Below are 12,078 nucleotides of genomic sequence, written 5' to 3' on the forward strand. Positions count from 1 at the left end.
ATGAATTTCGGCACTATTACATAACAAAATCATATTAAAAAAGTGGCCGTTTACCGTAGCTCTCTGGCGAGCATTCCTATCTAATGTTGTTTCATTAAAACGTTTTAATGGCGTATTTTGCCAGAAAAAAATCGCTTCAGGAGGCTACGTGGCACACTTATCTCAGGATCCTGCATTCACCCTCGGGCGTCGTCCGAGCGGGCTGACCTTCTCCGATATGGAGAAAAGCTTCGGCGGCTATACGCTCTTCGCCCCACAAACTGCCGAAGGCCGGGTATATCTGGTTGATGAGCGTGGAAAAGAGGCGCACCAGTGGCAGCTCCCGGTTCGTGCCGGACGCGATGCCGTGCTGCTGCCTAACGGTAACCTCGGCTATAACGGTAGCCACAGCATCTCAGCCAACCTCTATCCGGCCTGGGATCTCTGGCACGGCGGCGATTTTTATGAAGTCACTCCGGATAACGAAGTGGTCTGGCATTATGAGGATATCTTCCATCACCACGACGCGCAGTGGCTGGCGAACGGTAACCTGCTGTATACCGCGGCGGCGCCGCTGCCGGCGGAAATTGCCGCTCGCGTCACCGGCGGCGATCCGCGCCGCGATGCGCCGGACGGAGTCATACAGAGCGATATCGTCAAAGAGGTCAATCGCGACGGTGAAGTGGTATGGGAATGGCGCGCCTGGGAGCATCTGGCCCCGGAAGATTTTCCGGTTCATGAGATCTTCGACCGCCGCCACTGGCCGATGATCAACGGTCTGTCGGTCACCCGCGACGGCCTGGTGCTGATGAGCCTGCGCACCACCTCCGGGGTAATTGCCGTCAATAAAGAGACCGGCAGCATGGTCTGGCACGTGGGGCCGGATGTCGTCGCCCAACAGCACACCCCGATTGAGATGGAAAATGGTTCGATTCTGGTGTTCGATAACGGTAACCTGCGCACCGGCGTAACCTCGCCACACTCCACGGTGCTGGAGTTCGACCCGCACACCCAGGCTATTCGCTGGCAATATCGCGATATTTTCCCGCCGGCCTTTTTCTCACCCTATATGGGCAGCGCTCAGCGCCTGGCCAACGGCAATACCTTTATCTGCGAATCCGCCTTCGGCCGCCTGTTTGAAGTGACTCCACAGGGGGAGACGGTATGGGAATACATTATTCCTTACTTCAATGAATACCCGGAGCATCTTAGCAAGGGGATCATCCCCGGTAAGCAAAACAGCGCCTTCCGCGCGCACCGCTACGCGGCCGATGCGCTACCGTGGCTGAAATAATCGCTCTTCGCCGACGCGGGTCGGCGGGGATGTTCTCACGTCTTTGGGAGGAATTTATGCCGTATTCTGACTCCGCCGTGCCGGAAAACGAAGCCTTGCCCTGGCAAACTAAGCTGCTGCTGGCCCTTCAGCATGTGCTGGTTGTGGCCGCTACGCCGATCACCGCCGTTTTTCTTATTGCCCAGGCGCTTCACTTCAGCGATGGCGTCACCACATCGCTGCTAAGCGCCACCTTTCTGATGTGCGGGCTGGGGGCCATCCTGCAAAGCCTCGGTATCGGCAGCTTCGGCGCGCGCCTGCCGTTTATTATGGTTCCGGGCGGTGCCCCTATCGCGATCTTCATCGCTATCGCTTTACAGACCAATATCCAAACGGCAATTGGCGCGGTGATCTTAACATCGCTGTTTTATTTTATTGCCCTCCCCGTTTTTCGCCGTTTTCTGCACCATTTCCCGCCGTTTATTATCGGGATTATGCTGCTGCTGGTCTCCATCAACCTGATTCGTCTGTACGGCGGGCTCATTATCGGTCAGCCGGGCAGTAGCCACTTTGCGCAGCCCACGAACATTATTCTGGCGCTGGTCACCATCCTGATTACGCTGATCTTCGCTCTGGCGTTCAGCGGCATCCTACGTCAGCTGTCGGTCATGTTCGGCCTGCTGGCGGGCACGCTGCTTGCAATGCTGCTGGGCAGCGCCGATTTTAGCGGCGTCAGCCACGGGCCGCTGTTCAGCCTGCCGCAGCTGTTTCCGTTCGGCTGGCCAATCTTCAATCTGTCAGCGTCTCTGCCGCTGCTGATTTATGCGGTGATTTCTATGGCTGAAGCAACCGGGCAAACGATTGCCACCGCAGAGATCGTCAAATCGACACAAAACGTCCATCAGGCCATTCCCCGCACCATCCGCGGCGACGCCGTTATCTCGCTGCTGGGCGGCGTTTTCGGTACTTCGTTGATCATCACCTCCGGCGAGAATATCGGCGTGGTTCGGACCACTAACGTCAAATCACGCCACGTCACGGCGATTGCCGGATTGCTGTTAATCCTGATTGCGTTATTCTCGCCGCTGGTGCGCCTTGCCACCTGTCTGCCCGGTCCGGTGGTCTGCGGGACGGCGGTGATTGTCTTCAGTATCATCGGGGTCATCGGCATCGATATGATTGCCCGCGAGCCGCTGCACAAGCCGGGGAAAACCTATGCCTTAGCCACTGGTCTGGCGATGGGGATGCTGCCGATCCTCGTGCCTGGCCTGTACCAGAATTTCCCCGCCGCCGTGCAGATGGTGCTGGGTAACGGCATGGCGGCGGGTACCCTCACCGCGATCGTCGTCAACTCGTTATTCCTGGTGAGCGAAAAGCGGGCCGCCGTGCGCCTAAAAGGCTGAACCGATACGCCGCTTTGACCCGTTAACGGTAGTGATGTTTGTTCAGACCAAACTTTTTCATCCGCAGATAGAGTTTTTTGCGCGGGATCTGCAGATATTCGGAGACATCGTTAATTCGGCCCTGGTGGATATTCAGGGCCTCGACAATAATCTGCCGCTCGTAATCTTCGACCCGCTGGTCGAGCTGAACGGGCTCAACGGGCTCAACGGAGTGCAGCATGGGGTTCGGGATGTCGGCCAGCGGCATCACCCCGACGGCAAACAGTTTGGCGGCATTGGCCAGCTCGCGGACGTTATTCGGCCAGGGACGCGCGATCAGTTTTTTAGCCAGCGCCGCTGGAAGTTCAGGTACAGGGTTATTCAGGCGCAAACAGGCCTGTTGCAGATAGTGCATGAATAGTGGCTCGATATCGTCAAGCCGCTGCGCCAGCGGCGGGCAATACTGCTGGGTCATGGCGAAACAGTAGTAGAGATCGGGGATAATGCGGTTATTGCCGGCCATGGCAATCAGCGGCTGTAGCCCGATGCCGACCAGGCGAAATGGCAGCTCATCTTGTCCCTGCAGGTGCGCCAGCATATGCTGCTGCGCCTGGGTCAGATACTCGATATTGCGCAGGACCAGCGTCCCACCCTGCGCCTGCGCGATCCATTCATTGAGCGGCGTGTCCTGCTCTTCGAGGATATCGCCGAAGATAATCGGCTGCGAATGACGTGAGCTAAGGCGATGCATATAGCACGCTGCCAGCGTACGCCCGGTGCCCCGTTCACCATGGAAATAGACCGCGATATCGGTTTCTGCCAGTTGCTGGAGCGTATGCCGCATCTGAATGACCCATTCGCTACGGCCGATCAGGTTGTCTTCCAGCTGCTCCTTTTGCCATTGCCGACGCACGACCTGCGTCTGGCGCTGGGCCAGCGCTTTATCGACCAGGCCTAACAGCTGCTCCGGGTTAACCGGTTTTTGCAAAAAATCCCATGCCCCTTTTTTGACGGCATCGACGGCCATAGGGACGTCACCGTGGCCGGTAATCAGCATCACCGGCAGATGGGGGTCATGTTTCAGCAGGATCTTCAGCAAATCGATACCGGAACAATGCGGCATGCAGACATCGCTCAGCACGATCCCCCCCCACTCCTCGCTCACCAGATCCTGCGCCATCAGCGGATCGCGACAGGCATACACCCGGTGTCCGGCCTCCGTCAGCAGCTGAGTGTAGGCGTCCAGCACGTCGCTGTCGTCGTCAATCAGCAGAATATTATGTTGATGAGTGAGCATGGTTGACATCCGTTGGTAAAAATTGCAAAACAACGCAGGCATGATGGCTCAGCGTCGACGCCAGCCGTAAATGCCCGCCCATCTGTCGCATCAAGGATTCGCTGATTGACAGGCCGATCCCCAGCCCCAGCTGCTTGCTGGTGACAAACGGTTTCAGCAGTGAGTCGGCCAGCTCCAGCGGCCAGCCGCAGCCGTTATCCGTGATGGTTACCGTCCAGCCTTCGGCTGACTGCCCCCATGCAACTGTAATGCTGGGTGCACCCTGTGCCGCATCCAGCGCGTTTGTCAGCAGGTTGACCAGCACCTGCAGGATCCGCACCTCATCTCCCAGCACCTGCGCTGCGCCAGGGGGCAGGTGCAACGAGCCGCGCAGCGGCTTATGACGCAGGGACAACAGCTCCCAGGCGGCGATAAAAGCATGGCGCAGATCGACGGGGCTGGCGGGAGCATCAACCTCCGGCCGCCGCGTAAACTGCCGCAGATTGCGGATAATGGCGTCAATGCGGCCAATCAGTCCCTCGGCTTTGCTCAGCGTCTGACCGGCGTTATCCGCTTGTCCGTTTCTGATGGCGCTACGTGCGCTGTAGAGATACATCGACAGCGCGTTGAGCGGCTGGTTTATTTCGTGCGCCAGAGTGGTCATGGTCTGCCCAACCACCGCCAGCTTGGCGGTCTGAACCAGTTCATCCTGGGTGGTGCGCAGATGCGTTTCCACCCTTTTTCGCTCAGTAATTTCCCGCTCCAACAGCTGACGCTGCTGATTTAACTGGCCGAGGGTATGGCGCAGGAGTTTACCAATGCGCCCCAGTTCATCCTCGCCGTAAACCGGAATGTCGGCGTTAACGTCGCCTAACCCGATACGGACCACCGTCTGGTTAAGCTGGTTAAAGCGTTTAACCAGCCGCGAGCGGATAAAATAGTGGTTGAGCAAATAGGCAAGGATCAATGCCAGCAGCGTGGCAATCAGAATCAGGCTACCGCTGAACCACATGGTATGTTCGAGGCGCTGATTAAAGGCGCGCATTTTGCTGTGGCTGTCGCTGAGCTGGGACTCCAGCTGTGCGCGAAAGCGGGCCAGCGTCGTTTCTTTGTCTTGCGTCACCTGCGATAGCGAGTCCTGTGCCTGAATATATTCGCGGATCGCCGCCGGCATTTTATTTTCGGCAATACCGATATCGAGTAGCTCATCAATCGTCTGGCGCAGGGTTATCGTACTGGGATAGCTTTCCAGCAGATGCATATTGTCGCCAGCGGTTTTTTTCAGATAGGCCAGATAGCGAATATGCCCTTCAATATTGCCATTGCCCTCTGTGCTGGACTGCACCTCGATCAATCGGTCGCGCAGGTCGCTGATAATCTGATTTTCAATACGCGCCAGGGTATAGACCTGCTGCTGCTCCCCCTGCACCGCACGAAGATTGGCCTGTAGTCGGGGGATGGCATTCCCCGGTTTTGCCTCCATCTGATCGAGCAGCGCGCCCTGCTGCCAGCTGAAATCCTGCACCAAAGAGTTCATCTCGGTGGTGAAATCTTCATGCAGCCAGTTAATCCGCGCGGTGGTCTCATTGACCTTCTCACGGGCGATGAACATGTTGTACAGCGAACGGTCAAGCCTCGCGAGGAGCTGGCGGCTGTCCCGCAGCGTCAGTTCAATTTGCTGGCGCTCCGGTGTGTCGAGACGCTGGCTAAGAGTGGCGATTTGATCGAGGTGCTGCAGGATCTGGTTGCGCAACTGCAGGCGTGAGGTGGTATTGGCCGCCAGCAAAAATTCGTTGAGCTGATCGACCACGGTATTCAGGTTGTTTTCAATCAGAAATGAGGTCTGTATCCGCGGAAAATAGTCATTCAGGGCATAGCGGATTTGCGAACTTTGCTCGTGCCAGGAATATAGACTGACGCCGCTGACAATCAGCGTCAGCAGCGCCCCGGTGAGAAAGGCGCCGCGCAGGCTGGCGCTGATGGTCAGGTTTTTAATAAAACCGGGGAGCCTCATTTCAGATTCTCCAGTTTCTCAATCGCTTGTCGCTGCTGCTCCTGAAAAAACAGCTGCCATTCCATCATCAACTGCTCGGCCTGATCTTTGTTATCCAACTGCTGGAGGTAGCGCCGATCCCGACTTTGCTGAGCGCTCACCGGCATGGCGGTCAGCAAGGCGCGGATCTCCGGCAGCGGCGTCTTAAGTCGGGATTCGGCATTGTGCAGCGCGCGCCAGGCGTCTTTCAGCTGGGACAAGCGAAAACTGATGGCGATGTCGAACAGCTTTTGCACCAGACGCTGACGTTGCAAAATCAGCTGATAATTGAGAGAGGGTTCGCTCAGTAGCTGATGCTGTTGCCGCGCACGCGCGCCGTTGCCAGGGGCGGGGATAATCGAATACTTCCCGGTATTGGTATCCGACAGCGCCTGCTGCCCTTCCGGGCTCAGCAGAAACTGAATAAAGCGCCGGGCTTCCGCCGGGTACGTGTTATGGCGGATCAACGCCACATAGGTTGGCGAGGCTGCCGAGTGGGGAAAATAGTGGAACGTCAGGTTCGGGTCGTCAAGCAGCAGGTTCGCGTAGTTATCGATGACCGGACCGACCGACCCCAAACCGCTTTTGATTTTATCCGCCACGCCAAAACTGCGGCTGGAAATAGTGATCAGGTTCCCTGCCACGCTCAATATGGTTTCCCACCCCCGCTGCCATCCCTCCTGTTGCAGCAGCGACTCCACCATCAGATGGTTAGTATCGGAACGGGAAGGACTGCTCATCAACAAGGTTCCCTGATAGCGCGCCTGCATCAGGTCATCCCAACTGGCGGGCAGCGGCAGGTGGCGTTCGCTGAGATTACGCTGGTTGATTAACAACCCAAAGCCGGAGATGGCCACGGCGACGGCTGTGCTGCGGATTGATTCCGGTACCAGCTGCTGGGACTGCGCAGGCGCATCCGGGTAGGCCGCCAGACGTTGATGTTCCTGCAGATGCTGCAGCAGCATCGGCGAAGAGGTCAGCACCAGATCGATATTCTCACCCCCTGCACTATCCAGCAGCTGTTCCAGCGATGCGCTGGTACGGTTAAGGGTACGGATAATCACCGACTGCGGCTGAGTTTGCCAGCGGCTGATGATATAGGCGGTGGCATCGGGCGAAAACGTTGTGGCAATAACCAGCTCACTCTTTTTGGCCTGAACAGAAAATACCGTTATCAGGCTGAGAAATAAACCGACGACCATCATACCTCGCTGCTGTTTATTTGACCGCTTATCCATGCTACGTCCTTTTCGCTGCAATTGTTTTGTGATCATTTTCATAAAACAGGAAAAATAATAAATAAAACCCCGCCCCGGTTTGTGACAAAAAAGTTCATTTATGGATAACGCCTCGATTAAACCGCGGAGTAAGTCAACATTCTGTTTAATCCCCGGAAAGAGATCATAGCTTATAATCCTCATTAAAATCATAGTGTTAAGATGATCAAGCTAACAAGCACCGACTGTTTCCCGCAAGGATATGACGGAGCGCTGAATCCGGACCAATTATCACCGAATTATAGAGTGAAGGCAAAAATACATTTGAGTCAAAAAATAGATATTCGATTTTGTATTTGAGTCAAATCTGACTCAAATACACTGAATTGTTTTGTTGGTTTATTTTTACCACAATCTATTTCGCATGCCACACCGCCAAATTTGCACACCATGATTCACTACCGATAACATAATATAGGTACTTAAACATGTTTTCATTATTAAAACAAAAAGTCGCCGCAGCTGCGGTTCCTGCGCAACAAATAAGACCCACTTACCAACGCTATCGTCTCCAGGCGTTATTAAGCGTGTTTCTCGGCTACCTCGCCTACTACATTGTGCGCAATAACTTCACCCTTTCGACGCCGTATCTGAAAGAGCAGCTCGATCTCAGCGCCACCCAGATAGGGATGCTCAGCAGCTGTATGCTGATTGCCTACGGTATCAGCAAAGGCGTGATGAGCAGCCTGGCAGACAAGGCCAGCCCAAAGGTCTTTATGGCCTTTGGCCTGGTCATGTGCGCCATTGTTAACGTCGGTCTGGGTTTCAGCAGCGCGTTCTGGATTTTTGTGGTGCTGGTCGTGATCAACGGGCTGTTTCAGGGGATGGGCGTAGGGCCCTCATTCATTACCATCGCCAACTGGTTTCCACGCCGCGAACGCGGCCGTGTCGGCGCGTTCTGGAATATCTCGCATAACGTCGGCGGCGGAATTGTCGCCCCTATCGTCGGCACCGCGTTTGCGCTACTGGGTTCAGAACACTGGCAAACCGCCAGCTATATCGTACCTGCGGCGGTGGCGGTACTGTTTGCGCTCGTGGTGCTGGTTCTCGGTAAAGGCTCACCGCGCAGCGAAGGCTTGCCGGCACTGGACGAAATGTTGCCAGAAGAGAAAGTGCTGCTGAATACCGGTAATATCGACAAAGCGCCGGAAAACATGAGCGCATGGCAGATTTTTTGTACCTACGTGCTAAGGAATAAAAACGCCTGGTATGTATCGATGGTCGATGTCTTCGTCTATATGGTGCGCTTTGGCATGATCAGCTGGCTGCCAATCTACTTATTGTCGGTGAAACACTTCTCCAAAGAGGAGATGGGCGTCGCGTTTCTGTTTTTTGAATGGGCGGCCATTCCGTCTACCCTGCTGGCCGGCTGGTTGTCGGATAAGGTATTTAAGGGCCGCAGGATGCCGCTCGCAATGATTTGCATGACGCTGATCTTCTTCTGTTTGATTGGTTACTGGAAAAGCGACTCACTGTTTATGGTCACGGTTTTTGCCGCCATCGTCGGCTGCCTGATTTACGTGCCGCAATTTTTGGCTTCGGTACAGACCATGGAGATTGTTCCGAGCTTCGCGGTCGGCTCCGCCGTAGGTCTACGCGGTTTTATGAGCTATATCTTCGGCGCCTCGCTGGGCACCAGTCTGTTCGGGGTAATGGTGGATAATCTGGGCTGGCACGGCGGTTTCTATCTGTTGATGGGCGGCGTCATTTGCTGCATCCTGTTCTGCTATCTGTCGCATCGCGGCGCGCTGGAGCTGGAACGCAAGCGTCAGCAGGCGGCCAAAGAGCAGGCGCTGGCGCTGGCATAATCATTCATCAAGCAGGCCCCGACGACGGCGATAGCGGGTCGTCGGGGAAGCGATGCCCAGCGGTTCCAGCAGCATACCAATATCTTCTCCTGGCTTGTCGTTTCGCATTGAGCGCGGCTAGCGTCTTGAACATTACAGCTGCCTGATCGGCATGACTTAACACGTACGGCCGATTTTTATTTAACAATAAGATTATTAGCCCAACGGCTTACTACATCACGGTGGTAAATATTAATACCATACGCATATTTACGTCATTCAATCAGGAGCTGACGGCTCAGCATGATTTTTATGCGCGATTAATCCTTCTGAAATAAAACAGCAATGTTACTTAATAATAATCTGGCGTGCAGATCGCTTTAAAAGCATATGTGGGCGTGATTTTAAAAAGGTAACTTATGAGTGATAACAGCGCTATTCAATCTAAAATGGAAACCGCCAGCGGCCTTCCTAAAATACATCAGAAGAACAGCAGGTTAGCTGTTCTTTTTTTTGTTTTATTATTAGTTATAGGCATATCATTTGCAGGGATAAATTTATTTAATGATGTACATGACGCCGGCGCAGTATATACAAGTTATATTCCTTTCCTGTTGCTCGGATTAGCGCTCCTGATTGCATTAGGCTTTGAATTTGTTAACGGTTTTCACGACACGGCTAACGCAGTGGCGACCGTAATTTATACCCACTCGCTGTCGCCAATGGTGGCGGTGGTCTGGTCCGGCTTCTTTAACTTTCTCGGCGTGCTGCTGTCCAGCGGTGTGGTGGCCTTCGGCATCATCTCGCTGCTGCCGGTTGAGTTGATCCTGCAGGCCGGTACCGGCAACGGCTTCGCGATGGTGTATGCCCTGCTGTTCTCCGCCATCATCTGGAACCTCGGCACCTGGTGGCTCGGGCTACCCGCCTCCTCATCGCACACGCTGATTGGCTCGATTATTGGCGTCGGCGTGGCGAATGCCCTGATCCACGGCCGTACCGGCACCAGCGGCGTTGACTGGGGGCAGGCAATAAAGGTGGGCTATGCGCTGTTGCTATCGCCTGTGATCGGCTTTGTGTTCGCCGCCCTGCTGCTGCTGGTGCTGAAAGCGTTCGTTAAGAACCGTCAGTTGTACACCGCCCCTAAAGGGAATATGCCGCCTCCCCTGTGGATCCGCGGCCTGTTGATCCTCACCTGCACTGGCGTTTCCTTCGCTCACGGGTCCAACGACGGCCAGAAAGGCATGGGGCTCATTATGCTGATCCTGGTGGGCACCATGCCGATTGCCTATGCCCTGAACCGCTCGATGCCTCCGGAGCAAATTCCGCGGGTGGCGGCACTGGCAGAAGTCACCAAAAACGATTTGCTGCAGCAATTTCCGGCGGTCGGCCAGCAGCCTCCACGCGAGGTACTGACCAGCTACGTGCGTACCAGGGAGCTAACCCCGGAAGTGGTGCCGGCCCTGGCCCAGCTGACCGGCGCTATCGGCGATCAGATCCGCCAGTACGGCTCGGTCGATAAGATCCCCGCGCAGTCGGTATCCAACACCCGTAACGATATGTATCTGGCGTCGGAAACCATCAAACATCTTAAATCTGAAAACCAGCTGCAGATTTCCACTAATTCACAGCACAACCTCGACGCGCTCAAGGGCGAGCTGGACAGCGCCACCCGCTTTATCCCGTTCTGGGTAAAAGTGGTGGTGGCTATCGCCCTGGGCCTCGGCACCATGGTCGGTTGGCGGCGGATCGTCGTGACCGTTGGTGAGAAAATCGGTAAATCCCACCTGACCTATGCCCAGGGCGCCAGCGCCGAGCTGGTCGCCATGACCACCATCGGCGCGGCGGACGCCTTCGGTCTACCGGTTTCAACCACCCACGTGCTCTCCTCTGGCATCGCCGGCACCATGGCAGCCAACCGCTCCGGCTTGCAGATGTCCACGTTACGCAACCTGTTGATGGCCTGGGTGCTCACCTTGCCGGTCTCGATATTGCTGTCGGCAACGCTTTACTGGGTCTTCACCAATTTCTAAAAAGACTAAGACGGAAAACGATTATGTCTATGCATGAATTTGACCGCGACGAAACCTTCAACCAGCGCCTGCTGCAGGAGTTCTACGACAGCTATGATGAAGAGCTGGAGATGGAACTGGACGATTTGCGTTTTAACAACGCCGAAGTCGACAGCGATCAGAAAAAGGCCTGGCGCAAGCAATACTTCCGCGAATTGCTGCGTCTGCAGGGCGAACTGGTAAAATTGCAGGACTGGGTCATGCGCACCGGTCACCGACTGGTGATTGTCTTCGAAGGGCGCGACGCCGCCGGCAAAGGCGGCGTGATCAAGCGTATAACTCAGCGCCTGAACCCTCGCACCTGCCGCGTGGCGGCATTGCCGGCACCGAACGATCGCGAACGCACGCAGTGGTATTTCCAGCGCTATATCGCCCACCTACCGGCGGCCGGCGAGATGGTACTGTTCGACCGCAGCTGGTACAACCGTGCCGGAGTGGAGCGGGTGATGGGCTTTTGCAGCGATGAAGAGTACGAAGAGTTCTTCCGTAGCGTACCGGAGTTCGAAAAAATGCTGACCCGCAGCGGCATTCAGATCGTCAAATATTGGTTTTCAATCACCGATGACGAACAGGAGCTGCGTTTCCTCAGCCGCATTCACGATCCGCTCAAACAGTGGAAGCTTAGCCCTATGGATTTAGAGAGCCGCTGCCGCTGGGAGGACTATACCGAGGCGAAAGAGGTGATGTTAGAACGCACTAACATTCCAGAGGCGCCCTGGTGGGTGGTCCAGGGCGTTGACAAGAAAAAGGCGCGACTGAACTGCATCAGCCATCTTCTGCAGCAAATTCCTTACACGGAAGGCGATGGCAGCGTTATCACCCTGCCACAGCGTAAGCGCAACCCGGAATACCACCGTAACCCGGTTCCGGATAATATGATTGTTCCCGAGATATATTAAATAAACAGGGGCTTATGAAAAAATAAGCCCCTGCGTTTCCCTCCTGCGATCTCCGTCAGTCCCATCAATGTATTTCCCGTCGCGCCGGGCCCCGGCGCTTCCAG

At 55.4% G+C, this 12,078-nt stretch carries 8 protein-coding genes; 5 read left to right on the forward strand and 3 right to left on the reverse strand.

Annotated features, from left to right (window positions below; genetic code table 11):
• Nucleotides 1-148: 148 nt before the first annotated feature.
• The gene (locus NWP14_RS04630) at nucleotides 149-1,273 is read left to right on the forward strand and encodes an aryl-sulfate sulfotransferase (RefSeq protein WP_375214860.1); all 1,125 of its coding nucleotides are present in this window, start codon (nucleotides 149-151) and stop codon (nucleotides 1,271-1,273) included.
• 56 nt (nucleotides 1,274-1,329) lie between these two features.
• Nucleotides 1,330-2,655 (forward strand): uracil-xanthine permease family protein, encoded by a 1,326-nt coding sequence (locus tag NWP14_RS04635; RefSeq protein WP_375214861.1) that lies wholly within the window; start codon nucleotides 1,330-1,332, stop codon nucleotides 2,653-2,655.
• A gap of 22 nt (nucleotides 2,656-2,677) precedes the next feature.
• Here the strand turns inward: NWP14_RS04635 and NWP14_RS04640 are convergent, their stop codons facing one another.
• The 3 genes from NWP14_RS04640 to NWP14_RS04650 are packed head-to-tail and all read right to left on the reverse strand — an operon-like array spanning nucleotide 2,678 to nucleotide 7,147.
• Nucleotides 2,678-3,931 carry a sigma-54-dependent transcriptional regulator gene (locus NWP14_RS04640; RefSeq protein ID WP_375214862.1) on the reverse strand — a complete coding sequence of 418 codons (1,254 nt, stop codon included), beginning with the start codon at nucleotides 3,929-3,931 and terminating at the stop codon, nucleotides 2,678-2,680.
• Nucleotides 3,912-5,924, reverse strand: a complete 2,013-nt coding sequence (locus tag NWP14_RS04645; RefSeq protein WP_346431488.1) for an ATP-binding protein — start codon at nucleotides 5,922-5,924, stop codon at nucleotides 3,912-3,914. Before NWP14_RS04645 ends, NWP14_RS04640 begins: the two co-directional genes overlap by 20 nt.
• Entirely contained in the window at nucleotides 5,921-7,147 is a 1,227-nt protein-coding gene (locus tag NWP14_RS04650; RefSeq protein ID WP_375215097.1) for an ABC transporter substrate-binding protein, read from the reverse strand. The genes NWP14_RS04645 and NWP14_RS04650 overlap by 4 nt, the downstream gene beginning before the upstream one ends.
• Before the next feature lie 500 nt (nucleotides 7,148-7,647).
• On the opposite strand from NWP14_RS04650, the gene pgtP reads away from it, so the two are divergent.
• The 3 genes from pgtP to ppk2 all read left to right on the forward strand — a co-directional run bounded on the left by pgtP (nucleotide 7,648) and on the right by ppk2 (nucleotide 11,974).
• Entirely contained in the window at nucleotides 7,648-9,027 is a 1,380-nt protein-coding gene (pgtP, locus tag NWP14_RS04655; protein WP_375214863.1) for a phosphoglycerate transporter PgtP, read from the forward strand.
• A 398-nt stretch (nucleotides 9,028-9,425) separates the two neighbouring features.
• Nucleotides 9,426-11,036 (forward strand): inorganic phosphate transporter, encoded by a 1,611-nt coding sequence (locus NWP14_RS04660; RefSeq protein ID WP_331833733.1) that lies wholly within the window; start codon nucleotides 9,426-9,428, stop codon nucleotides 11,034-11,036.
• Nucleotides 11,037-11,059: 23 nt separating this feature from the next.
• Nucleotides 11,060-11,974, forward strand: a complete 915-nt coding sequence (ppk2, locus tag NWP14_RS04665; protein WP_095103563.1) for a polyphosphate kinase 2 — start codon at nucleotides 11,060-11,062, stop codon at nucleotides 11,972-11,974.
• Nucleotides 11,975-12,078 lie beyond the last annotated feature (104 nt).

It is taken from the genome of Klebsiella sp. C349492, assembly GCF_042055345.1.
Lineage (GTDB): Bacteria > Pseudomonadota > Gammaproteobacteria > Enterobacterales > Enterobacteriaceae > Klebsiella > Klebsiella scottii.

What these genes read in the sequence shown, in the direction of transcription:
- NWP14_RS04635 (WP_375214861.1), top strand. Translation starts at nt 1,330, where the DNA reads ATGCCGTATTCTGACTCCGCCGTGCCGGAAAACGAAGCCTTGCCCTGG.
- NWP14_RS04640 (WP_375214862.1), bottom strand. Translation starts at nt 3,931, where the DNA reads ATGCTCACTCATCAACATAATATTCTGCTGATTGACGACGACAGCGAC.
- NWP14_RS04645 (WP_346431488.1), bottom strand. Translation starts at nt 5,924, where the DNA reads ATGAGGCTCCCCGGTTTTATTAAAAACCTGACCATCAGCGCCAGCCTG.
- NWP14_RS04650 (WP_375215097.1), bottom strand. Translation starts at nt 7,147, where the DNA reads ATGATGGTCGTCGGTTTATTTCTCAGCCTGATAACGGTATTTTCTGTT.
- pgtP (WP_375214863.1), top strand. Translation starts at nt 7,648, where the DNA reads ATGTTTTCATTATTAAAACAAAAAGTCGCCGCAGCTGCGGTTCCTGCG.
- NWP14_RS04660 (WP_331833733.1), top strand. Translation starts at nt 9,426, where the DNA reads ATGAGTGATAACAGCGCTATTCAATCTAAAATGGAAACCGCCAGCGGC.
- ppk2 (WP_095103563.1), top strand. Translation starts at nt 11,060, where the DNA reads ATGTCTATGCATGAATTTGACCGCGACGAAACCTTCAACCAGCGCCTG.